This is a genomic window from Burkholderia sp. GbtcB21 (assembly GCF_019091065.1).
GTDB lineage: Bacteria > Pseudomonadota > Gammaproteobacteria > Burkholderiales > Burkholderiaceae > Burkholderia > Burkholderia pyrrocinia_C.
On the sequence record NZ_JAGXKA010000016.1, the window covers coordinates 45,503 to 71,319 of the forward strand.

General features: G+C 67.5%; 27 protein-coding genes. 21 read left to right on the forward strand and 6 right to left on the reverse strand.

Annotated features, from left to right (window positions below):
• Nucleotides 1-3: 3 nt before the first annotated feature.
• Nucleotides 4-792: a type III pantothenate kinase gene (locus tag KVT39_RS29100; protein WP_217590775.1), complete on the reverse strand. Its 789-nt coding sequence runs from the start codon at nucleotides 790-792 to the stop codon at nucleotides 4-6.
• Nucleotides 789-1,709 (reverse strand): biotin--[acetyl-CoA-carboxylase] ligase, encoded by a 921-nt coding sequence (locus KVT39_RS29105; RefSeq protein ID WP_105389596.1) that lies wholly within the window; start codon nucleotides 1,707-1,709, stop codon nucleotides 789-791. Before KVT39_RS29105 ends, KVT39_RS29100 begins: the two co-directional genes overlap by 4 nt.
• A gap of 469 nt (nucleotides 1,710-2,178) precedes the next feature.
• Here KVT39_RS29105 and KVT39_RS38110 point away from each other — a divergent pair, with 469 nt between their 5' ends.
• Together KVT39_RS38110 and KVT39_RS29115 are read left to right on the forward strand one after the other, a co-directional pair.
• Nucleotides 2,179-2,784, forward strand: a complete 606-nt coding sequence (locus KVT39_RS38110) for a hypothetical protein (protein WP_244099587.1) — start codon at nucleotides 2,179-2,181, stop codon at nucleotides 2,782-2,784.
• On the forward strand, nucleotides 2,766-3,395 hold the full coding sequence (locus KVT39_RS29115; RefSeq protein WP_217590776.1) for a type VI secretion system amidase effector protein Tae4: 630 nt from the start codon (nucleotides 2,766-2,768) through the stop codon (nucleotides 3,393-3,395). Before KVT39_RS38110 ends, KVT39_RS29115 begins: the two co-directional genes overlap by 19 nt.
• Before the next feature lie 429 nt (nucleotides 3,396-3,824).
• On the opposite strand, the gene KVT39_RS29120 is transcribed toward KVT39_RS29115, so the two are convergent.
• Nucleotides 3,825-4,352 (reverse strand): hypothetical protein, encoded by a 528-nt coding sequence (locus KVT39_RS29120; protein WP_175748975.1) that lies wholly within the window; start codon nucleotides 4,350-4,352, stop codon nucleotides 3,825-3,827.
• Between the two features lie 262 nt (nucleotides 4,353-4,614).
• Here KVT39_RS29120 and KVT39_RS29125 point away from each other — a divergent pair, with 262 nt between their 5' ends.
• Both KVT39_RS29125 and KVT39_RS29130 read left to right on the forward strand, forming a co-directional pair.
• On the forward strand, nucleotides 4,615-4,797 hold the full coding sequence (locus tag KVT39_RS29125; RefSeq protein ID WP_175748974.1) for a hypothetical protein: 183 nt from the start codon (nucleotides 4,615-4,617) through the stop codon (nucleotides 4,795-4,797).
• A gap of 29 nt (nucleotides 4,798-4,826) precedes the next feature.
• Nucleotides 4,827-5,336 (forward strand): hypothetical protein, encoded by a 510-nt coding sequence (locus KVT39_RS29130; protein WP_105389598.1) that lies wholly within the window; start codon nucleotides 4,827-4,829, stop codon nucleotides 5,334-5,336.
• Nucleotides 5,337-5,377: 41 nt separating this feature from the next.
• On the opposite strand, the gene KVT39_RS29135 is transcribed toward KVT39_RS29130, so the two are convergent.
• Nucleotides 5,378-6,223, reverse strand: a complete 846-nt coding sequence (locus KVT39_RS29135) for a tetratricopeptide repeat protein (RefSeq protein WP_111016006.1) — start codon at nucleotides 6,221-6,223, stop codon at nucleotides 5,378-5,380.
• A gap of 8 nt (nucleotides 6,224-6,231) precedes the next feature.
• Entirely contained in the window at nucleotides 6,232-8,295 is a 2,064-nt protein-coding gene (locus tag KVT39_RS29140) for a bifunctional 2',3'-cyclic-nucleotide 2'-phosphodiesterase/3'-nucleotidase (protein WP_034179154.1), read from the reverse strand.
• Between the two features lie 269 nt (nucleotides 8,296-8,564).
• On the opposite strand from KVT39_RS29140, the gene KVT39_RS29145 reads away from it, so the two are divergent.
• The 10 genes from KVT39_RS29145 to KVT39_RS29190 all read left to right on the forward strand — a co-directional run bounded on the left by KVT39_RS29145 (nucleotide 8,565) and on the right by KVT39_RS29190 (nucleotide 17,823).
• Entirely contained in the window at nucleotides 8,565-9,689 is a 1,125-nt protein-coding gene (locus KVT39_RS29145; protein WP_034179153.1) for an ABC transporter permease, read from the forward strand.
• A complete protein-coding gene (locus KVT39_RS29150) occupies nucleotides 9,686-10,624 on the forward strand; it encodes an ABC transporter ATP-binding protein (RefSeq protein WP_217590777.1) in 939 nt (312 codons plus the stop codon). The genes KVT39_RS29145 and KVT39_RS29150 overlap by 4 nt, the downstream gene beginning before the upstream one ends.
• Nucleotides 10,625-10,651: 27 nt before the next feature.
• Nucleotides 10,652-11,581, forward strand: coding sequence for an MlaD family protein (locus KVT39_RS29155; protein WP_105389601.1), 930 nt, complete (start codon nucleotides 10,652-10,654; stop codon nucleotides 11,579-11,581).
• An 88-nt stretch (nucleotides 11,582-11,669) separates the two neighbouring features.
• Complete coding sequence (locus KVT39_RS29160) at nucleotides 11,670-12,293, forward strand: ABC-type transport auxiliary lipoprotein family protein (protein ID WP_217590778.1); 624 nt, start codon at nucleotides 11,670-11,672, stop codon at nucleotides 12,291-12,293.
• 19 nt (nucleotides 12,294-12,312) lie between these two features.
• The gene (locus tag KVT39_RS29165) at nucleotides 12,313-13,464 is read left to right on the forward strand and encodes a VanZ family protein (protein WP_217590779.1); all 1,152 of its coding nucleotides are present in this window, start codon (nucleotides 12,313-12,315) and stop codon (nucleotides 13,462-13,464) included.
• A 150-nt stretch (nucleotides 13,465-13,614) separates the two neighbouring features.
• Nucleotides 13,615-13,932, forward strand: coding sequence for a ferredoxin (locus tag KVT39_RS29170; RefSeq protein ID WP_011694422.1), 318 nt, complete (start codon nucleotides 13,615-13,617; stop codon nucleotides 13,930-13,932).
• A gap of 13 nt (nucleotides 13,933-13,945) precedes the next feature.
• Nucleotides 13,946-14,590 (forward strand): alpha/beta hydrolase, encoded by a 645-nt coding sequence (locus KVT39_RS29175; RefSeq protein WP_034179149.1) that lies wholly within the window; start codon nucleotides 13,946-13,948, stop codon nucleotides 14,588-14,590.
• Between the two features lie 633 nt (nucleotides 14,591-15,223).
• Entirely contained in the window at nucleotides 15,224-16,540 is a 1,317-nt protein-coding gene (locus tag KVT39_RS29180; protein ID WP_105389639.1) for a D-alanyl-D-alanine carboxypeptidase family protein, read from the forward strand.
• Nucleotides 16,541-16,588: 48 nt separating this feature from the next.
• On the forward strand, nucleotides 16,589-17,515 hold the full coding sequence (locus KVT39_RS29185) for a D-amino acid aminotransferase (protein ID WP_217590780.1): 927 nt from the start codon (nucleotides 16,589-16,591) through the stop codon (nucleotides 17,513-17,515).
• Entirely contained in the window at nucleotides 17,515-17,823 is a 309-nt protein-coding gene (locus KVT39_RS29190; protein ID WP_011546305.1) for a YbeD family protein, read from the forward strand. Before KVT39_RS29185 ends, KVT39_RS29190 begins: the two co-directional genes overlap by 1 nt.
• Here the strand turns inward: KVT39_RS29190 and KVT39_RS29195 are convergent.
• Nucleotides 17,820-18,785 (reverse strand): transcriptional regulator GcvA, encoded by a 966-nt coding sequence (locus KVT39_RS29195; RefSeq protein WP_217590781.1) that lies wholly within the window; start codon nucleotides 18,783-18,785, stop codon nucleotides 17,820-17,822. The genes KVT39_RS29190 and KVT39_RS29195 overlap by 4 nt on opposite strands.
• Nucleotides 18,786-18,887: 102 nt before the next feature.
• Here KVT39_RS29195 and KVT39_RS29200 point away from each other — a divergent pair, with 102 nt between their 5' ends.
• The 7 genes from KVT39_RS29200 to KVT39_RS29230 all read left to right on the forward strand — a co-directional run bounded on the left by KVT39_RS29200 (nucleotide 18,888) and on the right by KVT39_RS29230 (nucleotide 25,807).
• Entirely contained in the window at nucleotides 18,888-19,214 is a 327-nt protein-coding gene (locus KVT39_RS29200; RefSeq protein ID WP_105389640.1) for a DUF2917 domain-containing protein, read from the forward strand.
• A gap of 83 nt (nucleotides 19,215-19,297) precedes the next feature.
• Nucleotides 19,298-20,044, forward strand: a complete 747-nt coding sequence (gene lipB / locus KVT39_RS29205) for a lipoyl(octanoyl) transferase LipB (protein ID WP_175748967.1) — start codon at nucleotides 19,298-19,300, stop codon at nucleotides 20,042-20,044.
• A complete protein-coding gene (gene lipA / locus KVT39_RS29210; RefSeq protein ID WP_217590782.1) occupies nucleotides 20,037-21,029 on the forward strand; it encodes a lipoyl synthase in 993 nt (330 codons plus the stop codon). The genes lipB and lipA overlap by 8 nt, the downstream gene beginning before the upstream one ends.
• A gap of 255 nt (nucleotides 21,030-21,284) precedes the next feature.
• A complete protein-coding gene (gene tauA / locus KVT39_RS29215) occupies nucleotides 21,285-22,301 on the forward strand; it encodes a taurine ABC transporter substrate-binding protein (protein ID WP_217590783.1) in 1,017 nt (338 codons plus the stop codon).
• 34 nt (nucleotides 22,302-22,335) lie between these two features.
• Nucleotides 22,336-23,133 (forward strand): taurine ABC transporter ATP-binding protein, encoded by a 798-nt coding sequence (locus KVT39_RS29220; RefSeq protein ID WP_034179142.1) that lies wholly within the window; start codon nucleotides 22,336-22,338, stop codon nucleotides 23,131-23,133.
• The gene (locus KVT39_RS29225) at nucleotides 23,073-24,098 is read left to right on the forward strand and encodes an ABC transporter permease subunit (protein WP_254640673.1); all 1,026 of its coding nucleotides are present in this window, start codon (nucleotides 23,073-23,075) and stop codon (nucleotides 24,096-24,098) included. Before KVT39_RS29220 ends, KVT39_RS29225 begins: the two co-directional genes overlap by 61 nt.
• 293 nt (nucleotides 24,099-24,391) lie before the next feature.
• The gene (locus tag KVT39_RS29230) at nucleotides 24,392-25,807 is read left to right on the forward strand and encodes an amidase family protein (RefSeq protein ID WP_175748964.1); all 1,416 of its coding nucleotides are present in this window, start codon (nucleotides 24,392-24,394) and stop codon (nucleotides 25,805-25,807) included.
• Nucleotides 25,808-25,817 lie beyond the last annotated feature (10 nt).

Below are 25,817 nucleotides of genomic sequence, written 5' to 3' on the forward strand. Positions count from 1 at the left end.
CCGTCAATCCTGCGCGACAGCTTCCGCGGCGATCAGCGCGAGCCCGGACAGGATCAACGCGTCGTGCCGCGTATGCGGCAGCGTCAGCGCGCGCGCGACCTCGTCCGCCGCGCCGCCTGCCAGCACGAGCCGCACGGGTGCCTGCCATGCATCGGCGAGATCGCGCCACGCGCGTTCGATCAGCCCCGCCTGCGCGTACAGGCAGCCTGCCGACAGCGAACGCGGTGTGTCGACCTGAAACGGCTCGGCCTGCGCACCGGCGAGCAGCCCGCTCGCGATGTCGGTGGTCAGCGTCGGCAACTGCGCGGTGTGCGTGCCGAGCGCGCGCATCATCAGCGCCCAGCCCGGCGCGATCAGGCCGCCCGTGAAGCGGCCGTCCGCGCGCAGCGCCTCGAGTGTCGTCGCGGTGCCGAACGTCGCGATCAGCAGATGCTCGCCCGGAAAGGCCGCGCGCGCGCCGATCAGGCCGGCCCAGCGGTCGCTGCCGAGCTGGTCGGGCGTCGTATAGCCGTTCGTCACGCCGCATTGCGCGGGGCGCGAGCGTATCGTTGTGCGCAGCAGGCCGGGCCAGCGCGCGTCGAGCAGCGCGTCGATCCGTGCGGCCACGTCGGCGCCCGCGACGTTCGAGACCCATGCGCCGCGCGGACGCGGCAGGTTCGACCAGTCGGGGTCGCCGCCGCCGTCGCGTGCGTGGCCGAACGCGCCGGTCTGGACAAGCGTGCGCTGCGCATCGGCGAGCGCCCACTTGATCCGGCTGTTGCCGGCGTCGATCAGCAGGGACGGCTCGTTCATTGCGCTTCGCGCAGCGAAACGTCGCCGGCCGCGATCGCCTGCACGCCGTTCGGCGTGTCGAGCAGCAACTGGCCGGTCGCATCGATACCGGTCGCGATGCCGCGCGCGCGTTCGACGCCCTGTTCGAGCAGCACGACTTCACGCCCCGCATAGGCGTGCAGCGCGTGCCAGCGCGGCAGGAACGGCGCGAGCCCGTCGGCGCCGAACTGCGCGAGTGCGGGCGTGAGCGCGTTCAGCGACGCGGCGAGCGTATCGGTGAGGTTGGCCGATGCGCATGCAATCGACAGCGCGGCGGGCGGCAGCCCGCTCGCGAGCGTCGCTTCGCGCGCGCGCAGCGCGTCGACCTGCGCGGCGACGGCTTCCGCGCCGCGCACGTTGATACCGAAGCCGATCACGACGGCGGTCGCATCGGCGGTGGTCCAGACGGTTTCGATCAGGATCCCGGCGAGCTTGCCGACGATGCGCGGCGTGCCGTCGTCGGTGGCCGCCAGCAGCAGGTCGTTCGGCCATTTGAGCGCGACGCGCATGCGGGTGTCGAGCGGCAGCGTGGCCAGCCCTTCGGCGAGCGCGACGCCGATCGCGATGCTCAGGCCGCCGAGCGCGTCGACGGCGCGCGGCACGATGCAGCCGACCGAGCAGAGCAGCGCATTGCCGGGCTGCGCGAACCACGGGCGGCCCTGCCGGCCGCGGCCGGCCGTCTGCTCGAACGCAACGCGCACGAGCGGCGCGGGCAGCGCGTTCGCGCTGCGCGGCAGCGCCTTGAGCCGCGTCGCGACGTCGGCGTTGGTCGAGCCGGTGGCGGCGACGATGTCGAGCGGCCACGCACGCGGCGCGGCGTCCAGGTGCGCCTCGAGCCGGTTGCGCGCGATGTGCGCGTCGCCGGAATCGGGCGTGTCGGAGGAGGTGGGGGCGTTCATGGTGACTATTGTAGCGACAGGGGGCGGGGGCGCGTCGGGAAGCGGGGAGGCGTTTGTCGGGGCGCTTGCCTGAATCGTTGCGACGCGTTGGCTCGAATTTCGTTGCCGTGAGGCGACGATGTCATGCATTCAAGCGGAAGTGCATCGTCTAGCTAAATGAGGTCAGGCCCGTTCTTGTCGGGTGATGAGGGAAACACAGTCGACCAATATAAATTGATTAGGATTTCGAATTCGTCTGATTGATTTCATTTGGCTGATTGGGCATTTTGGATGCCAGTCATCAACGACGGGGAATCCAGATGAACAACGGGCAACAGTCGCCAGCATCTTCTTTTACGGTTATCCGTCGGCCTGCTGCGGGAAGCAGCGGGAGTATCTGGGCCGGTAATAAGGCAGGCATCGAATTGGGACCGGTTCGTCCTTATACGGATGCGAAGCGTTCGAGCGCGACGTTTCGAGGCGAGTCGGCATGATTCGTTATTTCCTCGCGAAAGGCGACCGGGGCGGTGACGCCGTGATTACGGAAGGTCTGGAGTTCGTCACATGTTCTAATCCACCTCCGCGCGTACAGATCGCAACGCTCTACATGAAAACCTACTGCGCGGCCTGCAAACAGGAAGGATTCATCGCGCCGGAAGGTCCGCGTTTGCCTGGTACGGGACCCAATGGTCAGCAGTGGGCATTGAGTGGCGATGTCAATGCATGCGGATGTAGTCCGCCTCCCGTCTTTTATGCAGAGCGTGGCATGAAGATGATTCTGACGTCACAAGATGCATCAGCCACTGAGAAAAAACAACGAATTGCAGAGATCGATGAAAAAAGGCATACCGCTGCGCCACGATCCGACGCTACTCCTACCTATGACGAACAGGTGCGCGCTTGCATTGGCACCAAGCTGCCGCAGAACTATCCGTATTTGATCGAAATGGCCGATGGGCGCCCGATCGCCGGGCGCGTCGATACCAACGGTCGGTTGCCGCGAATCCATACCGAGATATCCGGGAGTTACAAAATATATTGGGGTGAGGATGCGCTTACCCACAAGGACTGGACGCCATGCCCAACAGATCGATAACGGTGAGGGGAAATACGACCCCTCTCTCAATCAAGGTAGTGCAGCTTCGGGCAGTGACGTTCAGCGAGTTGTGGGCTGCTTATCCATCGGGTAACCCATACGATAACCCTGCTTATACAAACCAATGTGCAATTCGCGTGAGTGTTGCCTTGCATCGTGTCGGTGTCGACATGAAGTCGTTTTCGTCGAAGCTGGTCAGGCCGCTAGGCGGTCAACCGAGTATTGGGAGAATTTTGATCAACGGGAAGGCGACTGCGACACGTGCCAATGAACTTGGGTCGTGGCTCAGGTTGCAACCATTTGCAGGTCTCGGAAAGACGGAGGCAATTACCGGGGCGAATTGGGAGGAAAAAATAAAGGGGCGTACAGGCGTTGTCATGTTTGACGGTTACTGGACGCGTACCGGCGAGTCGGAGTCGAATGCTAGCGGCGGACACATCGATCTCTGGAACGGCTCTCGAATGACGATGAATGGTTTCTGGGGCGCGACTTCCACGATAGGGCGATATATCGGGATAGCATCATTTCGGCAAGGTGCAAGCGTCCTGCCAAGCCTCAGCTACTCCGATTTCGGGAGATCGAATTCAATCTTGTTTTGGGAGATCGAGTGAGGCGATTCGCGATTACGCTTTCTGGAACCCTCGGTGGCTTGCTATTGACCTGGCTCTACCTTGATGCGTACAGCCTTATAAGATGGCCGGAAACCCCGGGCACGCCGGCGCGGGGATGCTACGAGATCGACAAATGCCCGATCTCATGGTGGCAAGGGCTGCTCTTTTTTACGTACTTGTTTGCGCCAGCGGTGTTCTTTGGCGTCGTCAACGCAATAGCGTATCGGCGTTGGTCATGCAAAAAATGGAGTGCAGCGCTCGGAATCGGGACCATACTCGCGGGTCTGCTTTATCTTGAACCTTACGTGCCCCGTTTGCTTTAGCGCTGCTCGCAATGACGGGGCGATCGGTTACCGGCGCCCCGCCACCCGACTTACTGCTTTTGTTCGGTCTCCGGCAAACGATGCGCGGGGCGTCGGGGCGGGAGCGTCAGGCAGCCGCTGAGAAAATCATTTTCTTTCCGATCAAATGAAATTGTTGGAACCCACCATCGGTGCAATTGCTGGCTCGGTCATGGTCACGCTTGTTTGTTGGGGCGGGTTGTATCTGTTCGGCGTTTTGATTCTTCACGGGAGAGGCAGTCTGTTCGATACGAACCCGCAAGTCGCCAACCTGTTTTTTGCCGGTTGGTTTGTGTCCGTGGTCGTGGCCTCGGTAATCGGCGGCTGGCGTGGGTATGTATGGGGGCGAAGCCGAGAAAGAAAAAAACGGAAAGGAGATTGAGGTACATTGGTTCATCATGCCCGTCTCCAAAGTGATATGAACCAACTTTATTGCGATAAACAGAAGTGCGGACGAATGTGGCGAAACGATTCGCTTATTCTGCCGAGCCAGCGTAATCAGATCGAGATCGAGTTCATTCCCGCCTGTTCGCCTGGCGGCTGCGACAATCCTTGCGGCACAACCATGCACCGGCAGTAATATCGACGGTGATGGCCGCGCATCTGGCGCGGCCATTTGTTTGCAGGCTCGGCTTCACGGACACGCAAGCGCTTGCAGTCGGTGTCCTGCTTGACCGCGGGCCTGTTGCCGCTTTCGTCTGCAGAACCCGGCACCGTTGCGCACCGGCGCCTGCCTGCATCTTGATATTCCCGACCAGCGCGACTACGTTCGAAGTATCCGCTCCGGCGGCATGTTTCGACGGGTTTGCCAGCAGCAACGCAGACGAATCGGCCCGCACCAGCGCGTCCTCGTCGTTGCCGCATCGAGGGAAATGGCAATGAACAAACTTCATTCGTGTTCGAGCCTGTCCAGCCTGTTCGAGCGCTTTCACCGCAAGACGCGCCGGATCTCCGACACCGTCGGTCCCCCGATGACGCGCGCCTGTCGCCGGCTGATGGACTCGCTCGCGTCGGCATGGTCGGCGGTGCGCTCGGGTATGTCGCATACGCACCGGCACTGACGCGGCGGACCGTTTTCAAGGAGGTGGCCGTGCAACTCCACATGCATTCGCACCATTACGCGCGCCGCGTTCCGGTGTGGCGCGCCGCCGTGATCGGCGGGTGCGTGGCCGGTGCGGTTTTCCTCGTCATCCAGGTCGTCGCGGCGGCAATCATCGGACACGACGCGTGGGCGCCGCTGCGCATGATCGCGGCGATCTACTTCGGCGACGACGCGCTCGCGCCGTCGATCACGGTCGAAGTGGGGACGCTGCTGGCGGCGCTGGGCGTGCACTTCGCGTTGTCGATCGTATTTGCGCTGATTCTGGCCGTGATCATCGCGTGTTTCAGCCTGGATTCGAGCGTCGGGATGGCCAGCGTGGCGGGGGCCGTATTCGGCGTGCTGCTGTACGTCGTCAACTACTACGGCATGACTCAGTTGTTCCCGTGGTTCGCCGACGCGCGAGGGTGGGTGAGCGCGCTCGATCACATCGTCTTCGGACTGATCGTGTCCGACGCGTACATGCGTCTGGAGCGACCCGCGCAGAGCGGTGCCGCCTGACGGGATGCCGCGACGGCGCCCGGCCAGGCGGCAGGGTCGCGTCACGGAGCAACGACCGGATGCTTCAGCGCATGCGCGGTCTCGATCCACTGCGCGTGGAATTCGTCCGCGTCGGGCCGGAGCCCCAGCTCGCCGTTGCGATAGGCCATCGCGAGCGTCTGCACGGCTTCCGGCAGCTCGTGTTCGGCGGCCCGGCGATACAGCGCGAGTGCGCGCGCGTCGTCGCGCGGCACGCCGCTGCCGTCGCGGTACGCGTTCGCGAGCATGAAGTCGGCGGCCGGGATGTCCGCGCGCGACGCGACGTCGAACCAGTGCGCGGCCTGCACCGGATCGGCGGCGATGCCGTAGCCGCTGCGATAGATCAGCCCGAGGTAATACGCGGCGGCCGGGTCGCCCTGTTCGGCCGCTTCGCCGAGCAGCGCGCGTGCGCGTGCGTAGTCCTTCGGGATGTCGCCGCTGCCGAGCAGCAACGCCTTGCCGAGCGCGAGCTGCGCGCGCCGCGCGGCCGGTGCGTCAGCCTTGCCGTCCGCCTGCGCGGCGGTTTCCAGCCAGCCGCGCCCCTCGTCGCGCAGCCCCGGTTCGCGCGCGTCGACGAGCGCGATGCCGAGCGCCGCCTGCGCGGCGCCCGACCCGCGACGCGCGAGCGTGCGCAACTGCGCGAGCGCGTGCGGCTCGGTGGCCTGCGTGACCATCGCCTGCCACTCGTCGAGCTGCGCGGCGCTCGGTGCGGGGCCGGCGCCGCGCAAGCCGGTCGCAGCGACCACGGCCGCGACGGTCACGGCCGCCGCCGCGAGCAGCGCGGCCGGCGGGAGTTTCGCGCGCAGCAGGCGCCGCGCGGCGGCGGCGAAGCCGGTTTCGGCCGGCCGCATCGTCCGGATCGGTTGCATCGCGTGTCTCATTGCGTGAGGTCGATCTCGTAGGTGGCGAGGTTCTTGCCCGAACCGTCGTCGGCCGCGACCTGCGTGATGCCGGCCAGGCCCGCGGCGGCAGCATCGCCGAGCCGGTTCGGCGCGGACGCGAACTGCACGTGCGCGACCGAGCTCGCGAGCTTCGTGAAGCGCCAGCTGCGCTGCGCGCCGTCCGCCGTGCGCGTGATCGCGCCGCGCTTCTTGATGAACGAGATCAGCACGTCGCGGTTCGCGTCCGGCGACGCGAAGATCGTCTTGCTGCCGTCGAGGCCCGGGAAGTTGCCGCCGCCGCTCGCGCGGTAGTTGTTGGTCGCGACGATGAACTGCGCGTTCGGGTCGATCGGCGCGCCCTTGTACGTCAGGTTCCTGATCCGGCTGCCGAGCGGCTGCGTGACGTCGATCTCGTACGACAGATCGGCCGACGTGAACATGTCGAAGTTGTAGCCGGGGAAGCTGCTGACGAGCTTCTGCACGGTCGCTTGCGTCGGATCGATCCGGTTGAAGCGCTTCGCGGCGGTCTCGAGCCAGTTCTTCACGTCGGCGCCGCTCACCTTCACCGCGTACACGGTGTTCGGATACAGGTACAGGTCGGCCGCGTTGTTGATCGCGAGCGCGCCCGGCGCGACGTCGGTGTAGTCGCTGCCGCCGCCGAAGCCGCTCTTGAACGGCGCGCTGACCGACAGCACCGGCAGCGACGCGTACTGCGGCAGGTTCGCCTGCACGTAGGTCTTCACGTAGTCGGCCTGCGCCTCGTTGACGATCTGGATCGCGCCCGGATCGCCGACATCCGCGAAATACGAGTTCATCCGGTAGTCGGTCGAGCCGATCGGCGTCTTCACGTAGTCGATCGTCGCCTGGTGCTCGGCCGCGATCGCCGCGGATACCGACGGGTCGGCCGCGACGTAGGTCTTGTCGGCGTTCTGGATCGGCCGCGCCTCGACGGTCGTCTGCGACTTGTCGACGCTCCACGTCTTGCCGTCGAACTTCAGGCCGAGCTTGATCACGCCGAGGTGCTTGCCCCAGTAGTTGGCCATCACGGTCGGCACGCCGTTGACGGTGCCCTTGACCTTGTCGACGCCCGGCAGGTTGAACTGCGACACGGTGCTGTTCGCGTCCGGGAACACCTGGTGCGAGTGGCCGATCAGCATCGCGTCGATGCCGGCTACCGTCGACAGCCACCAGCTGCCGTTCTCCATCGTCGGCGAATACGCGGAATTGTCGAGGCCGCCGTGCGAGATCGCGACGACGAGATCGGCGCCCTTCGCGCGCATCTCGGGAATGTACTTCTCGGCGGCTTCCTTCAGGCCGGTCGTGTAGACCTTGCCGTCGAGCCAGCGTTTGTCCCAGCTCATGATCGCGGGCGGCGTGAAGCCGATGATGCCGATCTTCACGGGTGCACTGACCGTCTTGCCGTCCGGCGTCGTCGCCGTCACCGTGCGGGTCAGGATCGTGTACGGCGTGAACAGCGGCGCGTTGGTTTTCGCGCTGATCACGTTCGCGAGCACCTGCGGGAAGTTCGGGCCCGCGCATTTCTTCTGCTGGGCCGGAGCCGGCAGCCCGTCGACCTCGAACGTGTTGCCGGTCACCTGCGACAGGTACGGCAGCCCGTAGTTGAACTCGTGGTTGCCGATCCCGCCGCCGTCGAATTTCGCGGCGTTCATCACCTTGTAGATCGCCAGCGTCTGGTCGCAGCCGATCGGCTTCACGAGCGCCTGGTAGTCCGACAGCGCGGTGCCCTGGATCGTGTCGCCGTTGTCGAGCAGCAGCGTGTTCGGGTACTGCGCGCGCGCCTGCGCGATCAGCGTCGACACCCGCTCGAAGCCGAGCGAATTGTCGGCGGCGAGCTTGAAATAGTCATACGACAGCACGTTGGTGTGCAGGTCGGTCGTCTCGAGCAGCGCGAGCGTGGCCGTCGTGCCGACGGGCGCCTGGGCCTGCGACGGCGGCGGGGCGGTGACGTCGTCGCCGCCGCAGCCGGCGAGGGCAAAGGCCAGGCTGGCGAGCGCGGCGGCGGCCGGTACGCGGCGACGGGAAAGCGGGGGGAAACGCATCGGTTGTCCTGTTCTCGGAGTTCTGTTTTGTGAAATGCGAAGTGCGCAACGAAATGGCGGCGCGGGGCGCCGACGGCCTGAGGTGCGGCGCGTGAGAGTATCGAAAGGAATCGTGACGGAAGAATGAAAGGCGATGACGCCGGCAGCGGGCCGCGATGTGCGGCGGCCTCCGGCAGGCCCGGGCCGGGCGCCGCCGCTGAATCCTCACGTCGCTGCGCCGGGCGGTTCGCTACAATGGCCGCTGTCATCCTTTTGCAAACAACCTGCCCTTGGACTTCGAGACTCCTCCCGGCCTGTCGGTCGACGCCGGCGGCCAGGGCCAGACGGTGCGCCTGACCGGCCAGTGGACCGCCATCGCGCTTGCGCGCAATCGCGGCGCGGTCGCGCGCCGCGTCGCGAGCATCGGGTCCGGGCGCGTGAGCGAATGGGATCTGTCCGGCATCGAGCGGCTCGACCACGTCGGCGGCCAGGCGCTGTGGCGCGTGTGGGGCCGCAAGCTGCCGGCCGGCGTCACGCTGAGCGACACGCAGCGCACGATCTTCGAGCGCATCGAGCGGCTCGACAGCGGGCGCGAGGCGCCCGAGCGCGTCGTGCGCGTCGATCCCGTCACGCGGCTCGGCCAGGCGATCTTCACGTTCGGCGAACACCTGCAGGGCGGCATCGCGATGTTCGGCCTCGTGATCCTCGACGCGCTGTCGGTGCTGCGCCGCCCACAGACCATGCCGTGGAAGGAAACCTCGGCGAACATCTACAGCGCCGGCGCGCAGGCGCTGCCGATCACCGCGCTCGTCGCGTTCCTGATCGGCATCGTGCTCAGCTACCTGTCCGCTCAGCAGCTGCAGATGTTCGGCGCGAACCGCTACATCGTGAACATCCTCGGGCTGTCGGTGATCCGCGAGCTCGGCCCCGTGCTGTCGGCGATCCTCGTCGCGGGCCGCTCGGGCTCGGCGATCACCGCGCAGATCGGCGTGATGCGCGTGACCGAGGAGCTCGACGCGATGCGCGTGATGGGCATCCCGCACGGGCTGCGGCTGGTCCTGCCGCGCGTGCTTGCACTCGGCGTCGCGATGCCGCTGCTCGTGATGTGGACCAACATCATCGCGCTGACGGGCGGCGCGCTCGCCGCGAAGCTCGTGCTCGGGATCGACGTCAATTATTTCGTGCGCTCGCTGCCGGGCGTCGTGCCGATTGCGAACCTGTACATCGGCATCGGCAAGGGCGTCGTGTTCGGCATGCTGATCGCGCTGGTCGCCTGTCATTTCGGCTTCCGGATCAAGGCGAACTCGCAGAGCCTCGGCGAAGGGACGACCACGTCGGTCGTGTCGTCGATCACGGTCGTGATCCTCGCCGACGCGGTGTTCGCGATCCTGTTCCAGAACGTGGGGCTCGGATGAACGCATCGAACGAATCGAACGAATCGTCGGCCGGTGCCGCGCCGGCCTATGCCGCGGCAGCCGGCGCCGCCCCGGTCGGCACGCAGCCGGCCGCAGCGGCCGATGCCGGCGACCTCGTGATCGAGGTGCGCAACCTGACCAAGCGCTACGGGCGCAACATCGTTCACCAGAAGCTCGACTTCGACGTGCGGCGCGGCGAGATCGTGTCGGTCGTCGGCGGCTCGGGCTCCGGCAAGACGACGCTCGTGCGCCAGATCCTCGGCCTCGAGCGGCCGACGTCGGGCACGATCAAGGTGTTCGGCGAAGATACCGCGACGATCGACGATGCGACCGCGCGGATGATGCGCACGCGCTCCGGGATGCTGTTCCAGCAGGGCGCGCTGTTCTCGTCGATGACGGTGTTCGACAACGTCGCGCAGCCGCTGCGCGAGCTCGGCCGCGTGCCGCCGGACCTGCTGCACGACATCGTGATGCTGAAGCTCGAGATGGTCGGGCTGCCGTGCAAGCACGCGTCGAAGATGCCGGCCGCGCTGTCGGGCGGGATGGTGAAGCGGGTCGGCATCGCGCGCGCGATTGCGCTCGAGCCCGAGCTGCTGTTCCTCGACGAGCCGACGGCCGGCCTCGATCCGCAGGCGTCCGACGAATTCGTCGAGCTGATCGCGACGCTGCACCGCACGCTCGGGCTGACCGTCGTGATGATCACGCACGATCTCGACACGATGGTCGCGCTGTCGACGCGTGTCGCGGTGCTGGCCGACCGCAAGGTGCTGGTCGCGGCGCCGGTCGAGGAGGTCGCGAACGTCGACCATCCGTTCATCCACGAATATTTCCTGGGGCTGCGCGGGCGCCGCGCATTGCAGGCGCTGCCGCCCGAGCGGCGCGCGAAGCTGCCGAAGGCGGCCCTCGAACCGGCGCTGTCGAGCGTCGAGCTGTAGGCAAGGCAAGGAGCAAGGAACCCGCGAATGGAAAACAAATCACATGCGTTCTGGGCCGGCCTGTTCACGATCGCGCTGACGCTCGCGATCGCGGGCACCGTGTTCTGGTTCAACGTCGACCGCACCGTGCGCGTGCCGTACGACCTGCTCGCGCGCACCAACGTGACGGGGCTGTTCCCGGACGCGGCCGTGCGCTTTCGCGGCCTCGACGTCGGCAAGGTGCAGTCGATCGGCTTCGACCGCACGCACCCGGGCCAGATCCGGATCCGGATTCTCGTCGACCACGACGCGCCGATCACGCAGTCGACCTACGGCAGCCTCGGCTTCCAGGGCGTGACGGGCATCGCGTTCGTGCAGCTCGAGGATACGGGCCGCGACCTGGCGCCGCTGCCGTCGTCGCCGAAGGCGATTGCGCAGATCCCGATGCGGCCGAGCCTGTTCGACCAGATCCAGGAGCGCGGCGACGTGCTGCTGCGGCAGCTCGAACTGGCCGCGAAAAGCGCGAACGCGCTGATGTCGCCCGAGATGCGCGAGCAGTTGCGCGCGACGGCCGAAAGCCTGCAGCACGCGGCCGATGGCGCGACGACGCTGTCGAAGCAACTCGCCCCGGCCGTCGCCGCGCTGCCGGAAACGATGCACCAGGTGAACCGCACGATGGCGTCGGCGAACACGCTGCTGCAGCCGAACGGGCCGCTCGTGTCGAACCTGAACAAGGCCGGCACGGCCGCCGAGCAGGTCGGCGTCGCGCTGAACGATCTCAACGCGCGCGTGCAGTACGACACGCTGCCGCGCTTCAATGCGCTGGCCGGCAGCGTCGGCGACGCGTCGCAGCAATTGAAGGACGTCGCCGGTGAACTCGGCCGCAACCCGCGCAGTCTGTTGTTCGGTTCGCCCGGCGCGGCGCCGGGGCCAGGCGAAGCGGGCTTCGTCTGGCCGGGTGCGACGGCCGGGAAGTGAAGCAGGCCGGAAACCCGTCGATCGCCCGGCCGGAAACGGCCGGGCAGTGACGTCCATCGAAACCGGAAACATCATGCAGGAACACGCCATGCCACGAATCCTTGACCGCGCGCTGCGTCCGGCTGCGACCGCGCTCGCCGTGCTGACGCTTGCGCTTGCGGCCGGCTGTGCCGGCAACAGCGCGGTGCTGTCGAATGTCCGCTACGACCTGGGGCCGGCCGCGCCGGTCGTGACGGCCGGTGCGGGCCCCGCGCTGAAGGTGCTCGACGTCGCCGCGCCCGATGCGCTCGATTCGGACAAGTTCGCGTACCGCCTCGCGTATGCGGATGCGCAGCACGTGGCCGTCTATCGCGACAGCCGCTGGACCGCACCGCCCGCGCAACTGCTCACGCAGCGGCTGCGCGGCGCGCTGTCGTCGCGCGGCGCGGTGCTCGAAGGGTCCGACGGCGTGCGCGCGCCCACCCTCAAGGTCGACCTGAACGAATTCGAGCAGGTGTTCGACGGGCAGTCGCAAAGCCACGGCGCCGTCACCGCACGCGCGACGCTGATGCTCGACGGCAAGGTGCTCGGCCAGCGCACGTTCGTCGCGCGCGCGCCGTCGAGCACGCCCGACGCGGCCGGCGGCGCGCGTGCGCTTGCGACGGCGAGCGACGAGATCGTGTCGCAGATCGCCGCGTGGGTCGGCATGCAGGCGTACGCGGGCACGCCGTGACGCACGCCGCGCAGCCGCGATGAACGCGACCGGCGCGCATCGCGCATCGCCGCTCGCGCGGCAGGCCTTTGCCGCCTACGCGGCGCTCATCGTCTACGCGTCGCTGTATCCGTTCGAAGGCTGGGTGTCGCTCGGCATCGGGCCGTTCGACTACCTGTTCGCGCCGATGCAGCGCTACGTGACCGCGTTCGACGTGGTCACGAACGTGCTCGGCTATTTGCCGTTCGGCGCGCTCGGCGTGCTTGCGCTGCACCCGCGCTGGCGCGGGGTTGCCGCGACACTGATCGCGGGCGCGCTCGGCGTGCTGCTGTCGGGCTCGATGGAGGCGCTGCAGACCTACCTGCCGACGCGCATCGCATCGAATCTCGATCTCGCGGCCAACGCGCTCGGCGCGCTGCTGGGCGCGGCGCTCGTCGCGCCGGCCACCGGTGCGCTGCTCGACCGCGGCGCGCTGCGCCGGCTGCGCTTCGCGTGGTTCGAGGCCGATGGCGCGACGCCGCTGCTGCTGGCCGCGCTGTGGCCGTTCGCGATCCTGTTTCCGTCGCCGTTCCTGTTCGGCATCGGCGACTGGCCGGCCGCGCTGTGGGAGCGCGCCGACGCGTCGATGCAGGACACGCTGCTCGCATGGCTGCCGGCCGCGTGGCACGTGAGCGAATGGCCCGAGCGCGTCGACGGCTGGCTGTCCGATTCCGCGTGGGAGGCCGCGCTCGGCGGGCTGATGCTGTTCGCCGTGCTGGCGATCGCGTCGCTCGCGATGCGGCCGCGTGCGCCGCGCATCCGGCTGCTGATCGCGTTCGTCGCCGCGACGCTCGTGCTGAAGGCGGCCGCGACGTTCATGCAGTCGGCCACCGGTCTCGTCGTCGTGTGGGCGACGCCCGGCGCGCGGCTCGGCATCGAGCTCGGCTTCGCGGCCGCGCTCGTCGCGCTGCACGTGCCGGCGACCTGGCGCGCGACGCTGGCGGCACTTGCGCTGCTGGCCGGCGTGGCGCTCGTCAACCTGTTGCCGGTCAATCCGTTCTTCGACTTCACGCTGTCGGGCTGGCGGCAGGGCCGCTACGTGCACTTCAACAGCATCGCGCGCTGGCTCGCCTGGATCTGGCCGTACGCGGCGCTGATCTGGCTCGGCCAGCGCGTCGAGCGCGCGTGGCTGCCGGCCGCGGTGCGCCGCTGACGGTGCAGGCCGGGCAGCGCAGCCCCGGCCGCATCGCGGGCAGCGGCGCGCGCCGGTCGCTATAATCGTCCGGACCATCATCCGTTGCACCGCGCAACGGCTATCGCCCCTCTTTCCGCCCGGCATCGCGCCGGGCCGCTCGCCACCATCATGGATTCCTACTACCAGCACCACGTCTTCTTCTGCCTGAACCAGCGCGAACCGGGCGCCGAGCGTCCGAGCTGCGCGCAATGCGACGCGCAGACCATGCAGGAATACGCGAAAAAGCGCGTGAAGGAACTCGGCCTCGCGGGGCCCGGCAAGGTTCGCATCAACAAGGCCGGCTGCCTCGACCGCTGCGAGGAAGGGCCCGTGATGGTCGTGTATCCGGAAGGCACGTGGTACACGTATGTCGACCAGGCCGACATCGACGAGATCGTCGAATCGCACCTGCGCGACGGCAAGGTCGTCGATCGCCTGAAGATCTGAGCGGGCCGGCCGAATGAACGTTCATACGCAGAAATCGCTGATCGCGGGCCCGGTCGGGCAGATCGAAATCGCGGTCGACCTGCCCGACGCCGTGCGCGAAGGCGGCGCCGCGCCGCGCGGCATCGCGCTCGTCGCGCATCCGCATCCGCTGTTCGGCGGCACGATGGACAACAAGGTCGCGCAGACCCTGGCGCGCACGCTCGTCCAGCTCGACTACGTCGTCTACCGGTCGAACTTCCGCGGCGTCGGCGCGACCGAAGGCGTGCACGACAACGGCATCGGCGAGGCCGACGACCTGCTCGCGGTGCTCGCGCACATGCGCGCGCAGCCCGCGTATGCGGACCTGCCGCTCGTGCTCGCGGGCTTCTCGTTCGGCACCTTCGTGCTGTCGCATGTCGCGAAGCGGCTGCGCGACGCGGGCGAGTCGATCGAGCGGATGGTGTTCGTCGGCACGGCCGCAAGCCGCTGGCAGGTGGCCGACGTGCCGGAGAACACGCTCGTGATCCACGGCGAAACCGACGACACGGTGCCGATCGCGTCGGTGTACGACTGGGCGCGGCCGCAGGAGCTGCCGGTCGTCGTGATCCCCGGCGCCGAGCATTTCCTCCATCGCAAGCTGCATGTGCTGAAGCGCATCATCGTCGACGCGTGGCGCTAGCCGGTACGCGGGCGCCGGCGTAACGGCCGGCGGCTCGCGTCGCGCACCGGCACCCGCCGGATGCGCGATCGACCGCACGACAGCGCGCCGCACCGCGCGCGCAACCGGACTTGCACACCGCCTGCGCGCGCCTTTCGCGCGGCTTCGGGCGATTTCCCGCAGCGTGCCCGCGCTATCCTCCCGAAGCCGGTGTGCGGCCGTCCTGCGATCGTGCGGTGTTCGGCGCAAATCGGCACCGATGTGCTGCGCGTTCGGGCGCCGTGGCGGCGCTGCAAATTCTCGCGATGCCGCCGGATATCGCCGCGGTTTGCGCGTTGCCACGAGCACGATTGCGCCGGCACGTCGACACTGCGTGGCACGGGACACGACACCCGGTTCGCGAAAACGCCGTTCGCGGCCACGTATAATGGCCGCATTTCGCGTCGCCCGCGGCCCGGCTGGGCGCATGCGGCGCTCGTTTCGCCGCCTGTCCGCCCGCTCGCGACGGCCGCGAACCGAACGCGTCCGCACGAGTCCAACCGGCGCGTTTCGCGTCGCCCGACGATGTCGGGCGAGTGCCCGAAACGCCCGCCGCCTTGCCGTTCAACCCTGCGCGTTTCGCACCGCACTTTCTGCCATCAGCCTGAATCGATCATGCGTCTGTCTCCCCAAGGCCTCAAGTCCCTCGCTTCCTCCATCGCCTTCGGCACCGCCGCGCGCAACGTCGCGCTCGGCGTGATGCTGCCCGTCGCGCTCGCGTCGACGATCGTCGTCGCCGAGGCGAAGCCGGCCGCCAAGGCCAAGGCCGCGCACGCGGCGCCGGCCGCTGCTGCCGAGCAGTTCACCGGCGCGCCCGCGACCTTCATGCCGGGCGCGGTTCCGCCGCCGGGCGTGAACGCGCGTTCGTGGGTGCTCGTCGACGCGACGAGCAACACGGTGCTCGCATCGGGCAATGCGGACGAGCGTGTCGAGCCCGCATCGCTGACGAAGCTGATGACGGCCTACCTCGTGTTCGAGGCGCTCGACAAGAAGAAGATCTCGATGGAGCAGATCGTCACGCCGAGCGTAGCGGTGCGCCGTGTCGGCACCGACGAGTCGCGCATGTTCATCGAGGCGAACAAGCCGGTGTCCGTGCACGACCTCGTGTACGGGATGATCATCCAGTCGGGCAACGACGCCGCGATCGCGCTGGCCGAACTCGTCGGCGGCAGCGAAGGGCAGTTCGTCACGCTGATGAACGACGAGGCACAGCGCCTCGGCATGAAGGGCACGCACTTCGCCGACGTGAACGGCATGCCCGACCCGAATCACTACACGACGGCCGGCGACCTCGCGAAGCTGTCCGCGCACCTGATCCGCGATTTTCCGCAGTACTACGGCATCTTCTCGGAGAAGGAATTCAAGTACAACAACATCCGCCAGGGCAACCGCAACCGTCTGCTGTGGCTCGACCCGACGGTCGACGGTCTGAAGACGGGCCATACGCAGGCGGCCGGCTACTGCCTGATCGCGTCGGCCAAGCGCGCGATCCCGGGCGTCGACGGCCAGCGCCGCCTGGTGTCGGTGATGATGGGCGAGCAGAAGGAAGGCGAACGCACGCAGGACAGCATGAAGATGCTGAACTACGGCTACAGCGCGTTCGATTCGGTGCGCCTGTTCAAGGGCGGCCAGGCGATCTCGACGCCGCGCATCTACAAGGGCAAGGCAAACACCGTGCAGGTCGGCGTGAAGGGCGACCAGTGGGCGACCGTGCCGCGCGGCCTCGGCGACAAGGTCAAGACGGAAGTCGACGTCAACGCGCCGCTGATCGCGCCGCTCGCGGAAGGCCAGCAGGTCGGCACCGTGAAGATCGTCGCCGACGGCAAGACGCTGTCCGAATTCCCGGTCGTCGCGCTGCAGGCCGTGCCGGAAGCCGGTATCTTCGGGCGTATCTGGGACTCGATCCTGCTGATGTTCAGCAAGAAGAAGTAAGCACGACGGGCCTTTGATTTTACGACTTCATCCCCATCTGTCATAGCCATGAGCCAAGCCGAATTCGAACCGATCGTCTACCTCAGCGTCTCGTCGCAGGAGGAACTGGTGCCGCTGTCCGAAGCCCGTGTCCCGGTGCTCGACCGCGGGTTCATCTTCGGCGACGGCGTGTATGAAGTCGTCCCAGTTTATGCGCACGACGGCGCGCACGTGCCGTTCCGGATCGAGCAGCATCTGGAGCGGCTCGCGCGCAGCCTGAAGAAGATCGGCATCGACAATCCGCACGATGCCGCCGGCTGGCGCGCGCTGATCGAGCGCGTCGTCGCGGCGAATGCCGAAGGCCTCGGCGACGGCAACGCGCTCGTCTACCTGCAGGTGACGCGCGGCGTCGCGAAGCGCGGCCATGCGTTCCCGGCGAACGCGGTGCCGACGGTGTTCGCGATGACGGGCCCGCTGCGCCTGCCGTCGGAAGAAGAGCGCGCGAAGGGCGTGCGCTGCGTGACGGCCGAGGATCGCCGCTGGCTGCATTGCGACATCAAGTCGATCTCGCTGCTCGGCAACGTGCTGATGGCGCAGCATGCGGCCGAACGCGACGCGTTCGAGACGCTGCAGTTGCGCGACGGCTACCTGACCGAAGGCTCGTCGTCGAACGTGTGGATCGTGAAGAACGGCGAGCTGATCGCGCCGCCGCGCAGCAACAAGATCCTCGAGGGGATCCGCTACGCGCTGGTCGAGCAGCTGGCCGACGAATGCAAGATCCCGTTCACCGCGCGGGAGATCGGCGAAGCGGAGTTGCGCGCGGCCGACGAGATCATGATCACGTCGGCCACGAAGGAAGTACTGCCCGTCACGTCGCTCGACGATCTGCCCGTGCAGGGCGGCAAGCCGGGCCCCGTGTTCGCGGCGCTGTACGACGCGTACCAGCGTGCGAAGGCACGCGAGTTTGAACAGTTTGACCTAACCCGGAGAAAATGATGAGCGAACCGACCAAAACCGTCGAGGTCACCGGCGCGATCGAGACCCGGAAGGAGTCGCTGCTGGAGTTCCCGTGCGATTTCCCGATCAAGATCATGGGCAAGGCGCACCCCGAGTTCAAGGACACGATCTTCAAGGTCGTCGCCGTTCACGACAACGAGATCGATGTCGAGAAGATCGAGGAGCGCGCGTCGAGCGGCGGCAATTACACGGGCCTCACGATCACCGTGCGCGCGACGAGCCAGGAACAGCTCGACAACATCTACCGCGCACTGACCGGCCATCCGATGGTCAAGGTCGTACTCTAAGCGCTTCTTTTCTGCGCGCGCTCGGCGGGGGTCTTCCCCGCCGAGCGCCGCGCGTCCAGTTCGTCGCACAGCCGCTTGTATTCGGCAACTTCGTCGAGCAGCCAGGTCCTGAACGCCTGCACGCGCGGCGTGTTCAGCAGCGGCGGCGGACACACGAAAAAATAGTGCCACGGGCTCGGCCCGTCGATGTCGAACAGGCGCACGATGCGCCCGTCCAGCAGGTCGTGCACCGCGAGCGAGCGCCGCACCAGCGCGATGCCCTGGCCGTCGATCGCGGCCAGCAGCAGGTTCGACGAATCCTGGTACAGAATCCCCCGCTTCGGCTCGGTCAGCGTATCGAGCCCGGCCGCGTCGAACCACGGCCGCCACAGCTCGTCGTCCGAACGCAGCAGGTTGTAGTGCGCGAGATCGGCGGGCGTCTGCGGCAGCTTGCCGCCATTCAGCGTCGGCGAGCACGCCGGAAAGAACACCTCCTCGAACAGCGGCTCGACATGCAGCCCCGGATAGCTGCCGAAGCCGAAGCGGATCGCGAGATCGACGTCGTCGCGCGCGAAATCGGTGAGCGAGTTGGTCGACTGCAGCTCGACGTCGATTTCCGGATGGCGCTCGATGAACGTGCCGATGCGCGGCGTGATGAAGCGCGCGGCGAACGACGACAGCATCGACACCACGAGCCGCCGGTCGCGGTCGCTCGCGCGCACGTCGCGCGTCGCGTCGGCGATCACCATCAGCGCAGTGCGGATCTGCTGCGCGTAGCGCATGCCGGCGTCGGTCAGGCACAGCCGCTTGCCGTTGCGCGTGAAAAGCTGCACGCCGAGCTCCTCCTCGAGCGCGCGCACCTGGTGGCTGACCGCGCCGTGCGTGACGTACAGCTCGTCGGCGGCGCGCGAGAAATTCTCGTGACGGGCGGCGGCTTCGAACGCGCGAATCGCGTTCAATGCAGGCAGCTGGCGGAGGTCCATTTGCTAATTTTCCTCACATCGACGTGAAAATTGGTCGTTTTGTCGGACGCCTTGAAGTGACTACGATTGTAGCCATCGAAGCACTTATTGGCGGAGTCGATCATGCAAGAAATTTCCTCAAGCATCACGTTCGAAATCCCCGCGGGCGAAACCGTGCCGATGAAGGTGCAACGCAGCACGCGGCTGATTGTCCAGTGCGGGCCGATCTGGGCCACGCGCAGCAACGACGTCGACGACTATTTCCTGGTCGACGGCGAGACGCTGAAGCTGCGCCGCGGCGAGCGGCTGTGGCTCAGCGCGGAAGGCCGGGAGGGCGCGTGCGTCGCGTTCTCGGTGTCGCGGCCGACCAGGGAAGTCGCGCTCGGCGGGCTGGCACGGCTGCGCGAACGCGTGACCGCGCTGTTCCATGACGGATGGCGCACTGTTTGATCGGCATTTCCTCCGACGGATACTGACCATCCGTCCCTTTCCCGGGCCGGCGAGACCCATGGGTTTTCGGTAAACTACCGCCCATGTCCGTTTCGCCGGTTTCCATCGTGTCCACGCCTGTCGCCGTTTCCGTATCGCCCGCCGAATCGCCGGATCACCCGGTCACCGTGCGCTGGCGGGGCGTCGAGGCCTACGAGACGAGCTTCGACGCGATGCGCGCGTTCACCGATACGCGCACGGCCGACACCGGCGACGAGCTCTGGGTGGTCGAGCATCCGCCCGTCTACACGCTCGGCCAGGCGGGCGACCCGGCTCACCTGCTGGTGGCCGACAGCGGCGTGCCGCTCGTGAAGGTCGACCGCGGCGGGCAAATCACTTATCACGGCCCCGGCCAGATCGTCGTCTACCTGCTGCTGGACTTGCGCCGGCGCAAGCTGATGGTGCGCACGCTCGTGACGAAGATCGAGGAGGCCGTGATCGAAACCCTCGCGGCGTATAATCTCGCTTCGGTCCGCAAGGCGGGCGCGCCGGGGATCTACGTGGCATCCGGCGTGCACGAAGGCGCGAAAATCGCGGCCCTCGGCCTGAAGATCCGCAACGGCTGCAGCTATCACGGGCTGAGCCTGAACGTGAAGATGGATCTGCGCCCGTTTCTTGCGATCAACCCGTGCGGCTATGCCGGACTGGAAACCGTCGACATGGCGAGCCTCGAGGTTGCCGCCGACTGGAACGACGTCGCCCACACGCTGGTGCGCCGTCTGATCGCCAACCTCGACGGCGCATCCGCGGCCGCCGACAAGCCGCAGGCACTGGAACAATCGAATGACTGACGTTACCGCTTCTCCCGCACCGGCCGATTCGGCCGCGACCGCTGCCTACGATCCGACCGCCAAGCAGAAGGCGCAGGCGAAGACGGCGCGCATCCCGATCAAGGTCATTCCGATCGAGAAGCTGAAGAAGCCCGAGTGGATCCGCGTGAAGGCGGCCACCGGCAGTTCGCGCTTCAACGAGATCAAGACGATCCTGCGCGAGCACAACCTGCACACCGTGTGCGAGGAAGCGAGCTGCCCGAACATCGGCGAATGCTTCGGCAAGGGCACCGCGACGTTCATGATCATGGGCGACAAGTGCACGCGCCGCTGCCCGTTCTGCGACGTCGGTCACGGCCGTCCCGATCCGCTCGACACCGACGAGCCGAAGAACCTCGCGCGCACGATCGCCGCGCTGAAGCTCAAGTACGTGGTGATCACGAGTGTCGACCGCGACGACCTGCGCGACGGCGGCGCCGCCCACTTCGTCGAATGCATCCGCGAAACGCGCGCGCAGTCGCCGGACACGCGCATCGAGATCCTGACGCCGGACTTCCGCGGCCGTCTCGACCGTGCGATCTCGATCCTGAACGCCGCGCCGCCCGACGTGATGAACCACAACCTCGAAACGGTGCCGCGCCTGTACAAGGAAGCGCGCCCGGGTTCGGACTACGCGCACTCGCTGAAGCTCTTGAAGGACTTCAAGGCGCTGCATCCGGACGTCGCGACGAAGTCGGGCCTGATGGTCGGCCTCGGCGAGACCGAAGAGGAAATCCTGCAGGTGATGCGCGACCTGCGCGCGCACGACGTCGACATGCTGACGATCGGCCAGTACCTGCAGCCGTCCGAGCACCACCTGCCGGTGCGGGCGTACGTGCATCCGGATACGTTCAAGATGTACGAGGAAGAGGCGTACAAGATGGGCTTCACGCACGCGGCCGTCGGCGCGATGGTGCGTTCGAGCTATCACGCCGATCTGCAGGCGCATGGCGCCGGGGTGGTCTGAGCGCCGCGTTGGCGTTACCGCAGCCTTCACGCAGTCGAAAAAGCCCGCAGCGATGCGGGCTTTTTTGCTGGTGCGGCTGCGATCCCCGCATTCGCACGACAATCGCCATCCGACCGGACGTACGATCCGGTCGAGCGTGGAAAGCAAAGCTGAAACGGCATCGATAGCTTCGCAGGATAAGTTCGCTCCCGCCGCGCGCAAAGCTCCTATAGTCGGCTCTCCCGCAGCAATGCCCGCATTCCGAAGGAGAGCCGCATGTCCCGTTTCAGCTTCGTCCGCCGCGCCGTCGTCGCGCTGACCGCCTTTGCCGCGCTCGGCGCGGCGCACGCCGAATCGCGCGAAGTCGTGATCGCGTACCAGGACATGGTCGTGCCGTGGCGCTACGCGCAGGCGAGCGGTGAAGTCGAAAAAGCGACCGGCTACAAGGTCAGGTTCCGCAAGCTCGACAGCGGCGCCGACGTGATTCGCGCGCTCGCGTCGGGCTCCGTGCAGCTCGGCGAAGCCGGGTCGAGCCCGATCGCGGCCGGGCTGTCGCAGGGGCTCGACATCTCGCTGTTCTGGGTGCTCGACAACATCAACGACGCCGAGGCGCTCGTCGCGCGCAACGGCTCGGGCGTCACGAGCGTCGCGGCGCTGAAGGGCAGGAAGATCGGCGTGCCGTTCGTGTCGACGTCGCATTTCCATACGCTCGTCGCGCTGCAGGCCGCGGGCGTCAACCCGAACGACGTGAAGATCGTCAACCTGCGTCCGCCCGAAGTCGCGGCCGCGTGGGCGCGCGGCGACATCGACGCGACCTATATCTGGGATCCCGTGCTGGCGAAGGTCAAGCAGTCGGGCACCGTGCTGACGACGTCGGGCCGGGTTGCGAAAGAAAGCGGCAAGGCCACCTTCGACGGCTTCGTCGTGAGCCGCAAGTTCGCGCGCGAGAACCCCGAGTTCGTCACGCGCTTCGTGAAGGTGCTCGCAGCCGCCGATGCCGACTACCGCACGCATGCAGCCGCGTGGAAGGTCGGCTCGCCGCAGGTCGAGGCGGTGGCGAAGGTGTCGGGCGCGAACGCGCAGGACGTGCCGGCCAGCCTCGCGCTCTACGCATTCCCGACGGCGGCCGAGCAGGCGTCGCCGACGTGGCTCGGCGGCGGTGCGCAATCGGGCGCCGCGAAGTCGCTCGCGGCCACCGCCACGTTCCTCAAATCGCAGGGCACGATCCAGACGGTGCTGTCCGACTATTCGGCCGGCGTCGATCCGCAGTTCGTGCAGAAGGCCGCGCGCTGAGCACGGCCACGCAACGCATCGCGGAGCATCGCTCATGAGCACGCTGGAAGTTCGTCAGGTATCGGTTGCCTATCCGGGCGAGCGCGGACGGCCGACCACGCAGGCGCTCGCGCGCGTCGACCTGCGCATCGATGCCGGTGAGTTCGTCGTCGCGCTCGGTGCGTCCGGGTGCGGAAAGACGACGCTGCTGAACTGCATGGCCGGTTTCGTCGCGCCGACCACCGGCGACGTGCGCGTCGACGGCGTGCCGGTCACGGGCCCGGGTGCTGATCGCGGTGTCGTGTTCCAGAAATACGCGCTGTTGCCGTGGCTCGACGTGCTCGACAACGTCGCGCTCGGGCTGCGCTTCGCGCGTGTGTCGAAGGCCGAACGCGAAGCGCGGGCGCGGGAGATGCTCGCGCTGGTCGGGCTCGACAAGCATGCGCATGCGCGCGTGTACGAGCTGTCGGGCGGGATGCAGCAGCGTGTCGGCATCGCGCGTGCGCTCGCGAGCGACCCGCGCGTGCTGCTGATGGACGAGCCGATGGGCGCGCTCGACGCGATGACGCGCGGCACGATGCAGGCGCTCGTGCTCGACGTGTGGGCACGCACCGGCAAGACGGTGTTTTTCATCACGCACGACGTCGAGGAGGCGCTGTTCCTCGCGACGCGTCTTGTCGTGATGACGCCGGGCCCCGGCCGGATCGCCGAAACCTTCGAGTTGCCGTTTGCGCGTCGCTACGTCGAATCGCGCGATGCGCGCGCGGTGAAGTCGTCGCCCGATTTCATCGGATGGCGCGAGCGGCTGATCGCGTATCTGCATCGCGACGAAGCCGTCGGGGAAGCCGCGTGACGCGCGAGCTGGCGCGGCAGGGCGTGGCCGTCGGGCGTGGCCGGAACAGTATTTTGCACAGGCAGGACAGCATGAGCACGCAGGATTCGTGGGCGACCGATCGCACGGCCGCGGGTTTCGAGCAGGACGAACACACGACGCGGCGTCCCGCGGCGGCGCGCCCGGCGCGCGCGTCGCACCGTTACCGCTTGCCGGGGCAGGGAAAGACCGCAGGGCTGAGCGTGGCGACGGTCGCGGCGCTCGCCGTGCTGTGGTGGGTCGCGACGCATCGGCAGTGGCTGCCGCCGTTGTTCCTGCCCGCGCCGGAAGCCGTGTGGACGGCCTTCGTCGACGCGTGGCACGGCCGCATCCAGGGCGGCCTGCCGCTGTCCGAGCATCTGCTGTGGAGTGCCGCGCGCGTGTTCGGCGCATTCCTGCTCGCGACCGCGATCGGCGTGCCGGCCGGCATCCTGATGGGCGTGAGCCGCGTCGCGCGCGGCGTGCTCGATCCGCTGCTGGAGTTCTACCGGCCGCTGCCGCCGCTCGCGTACCTGCCGCTCGTCGTGATCTGGTTCGGCATCGACGAGACGGCGAAGCTCGTCGTGATCTTCCTCGCATGCTTCGCGCCGATTGCGATGGCCTCGCGCGCCGGCGTGCGCGCGGCGACGGTCGAGCAGATCAACGCCGCGTATTCGCTCGGCGGCAGCTTCGCGCAGATCGTGCGCCACGTGGTGCTGCCGGCCGCGCTGCCGGAAATTCTCACCGGGCTGCGGATCGCGATCGGCTTCGGCTGGACGACGCTCGTCGCGGCCGAGATGGTCGCCGCGACGGCCGGGCTCGGGCAGATGGTGCTCAACGCATCGAGCTTCCTGCGCACCGACATCGTCGTGATGGGCATCCTGATCATCGGTGCGATCGCGTGGCTGTTCGATCTCGCGATGCGGTGGGTCGAGCGGCGGATCGTGCCGTGGAAGGGCAGAGGCTGAGCGGGCGCCGGGATCGTCCTCGCGTTCGTCGATCCGATCGCGTTGCCGACTGCAGCCTGGCTCGGCGCAGGTTGCGCGCGGCGGCCAGCCCGAATGCTGCCCGCCCCGACCAGCCGCAGCCGTGCCTTCGGTGGCTGGTCCGCCACTCCTCCGTATAAAACGAACTCGTGGGCGGCAACCGCTGGCTGTCACGCCCAAAAACAAATTGTCTGTCGGTGCGCGCCAATTCTTCATAAGATATTTTTATCTCAAGCAAAGAAGGCGCAGTGCAGCGCATCGAGGAGACGATACGGATGGACAAGGAACTGTGGCGCCTGAGCGCAACGGAGGTCGTGGCAAACCTGACGCAACGCGAATGCCTGGCCCAGGAGGTCGTCGCGAGCTGTCTCGCGCGGCTCGATGCCGTCAATCCGCAGACCAACGCGGTCGTCGACGTGCTTGCCGACGACGCGATGCGCGCCGCGGCCGACGCGGACGCGCGGATCGCCCGAGGGGCGCGGGTCGGCCCGCTGCACGGCGTGCCGGTGACGGTGAAGGTCAATGTCGACATGACCGGGCGTGCGACGAGCAATGGCGTCGCCGCCTATCGCGACGTCGTGGCGGTTGCCGACAGCCCGGTCGTCGCGAATCTGCGCAAGGCAGGCGCGATCATCATCGGCCGTACCAATACGCCCGCGTTTTCGCTGCGCTGGTTTACCGACAACGAGCTGTACGGCCGGACGCTGAATCCGTGGGTGCCCGGCCTGACATCCGGCGGATCGAGCGGCGGCGCGGCTGTCGCGGTGGCGACCGGCGTGGGCGCGATCGCGCACGGCAATGATCTGGGCGGCTCGATTCGATATCCGGCGTATGCGTGCGGCGTTGCGGGATTGCGCCCGAGCCAGGGGCGCGTGCCCGCGTTCAATCCGAGTCAGGCGCACGAGCGGACTCCGGCCGTTCAGCTTGCGTCGGTGCAGGGGCCGCTTGCACGCACGGTGGCCGATCTGCGTCTCGCGCTGCGGGCGCTTGCTGCGCCGGATCTCAACGATCCGTGGTGGGTGCCGGTACCGTTGAGTGCCGACGCGGGGCCGACGCGCGTTGCGTTGTGCCGGCAGATGGACGGCATCGAGGCCGATCCGGCGGTGCTCGATGCGCTCGATTTCGCCGCCGGCTGCCTCGATGCTGCCGGCTATTCCGTCGTGCACGCGACGCCGCCGGCGCTGCGGGAAGCGGCCGATCTGTGGCTCGCGTTGACGACGGCCGAAATGGAGGCCGGCATGGGCGGTGCGATCGACGCCTACGGCGACGACGCGGTCCGTGCCGCTTACGCGAGCATGATGCATCTCGCGAAGCCGCTAGACACGGTCGGCTACATGAACGCGCTGTCGCGGCGCTCGTCGGTGCTGCGCCATTGGCAGGTTTTTTTCGCCCGTCATCCATTGCTGCTGATGCCGGTGTCCTGGCAACGCCCGTTCCCGATCGATGCGGACCGCCGCGGAGACGACGCGATGCGGCGCATTCTGGATGCGCAAAGCCCGATGCTCGCCACCGCGATTCTCGGCCTTCCGGGCCTGTCCGTGCCGGTCGGAGCGGTGGATGGGCTGCCGGTCGGCGTGCAACTTGTGGCCGGGCGCTTTCAGGAGGGTCGTTGCCTTGCGGCGGGCGAGGTGATCGAGGCGCGTTGCGGCGTGACGACGCCGATCGATCCGCGACGCGGTCCGTTGCACTGAAGTGAGGCGT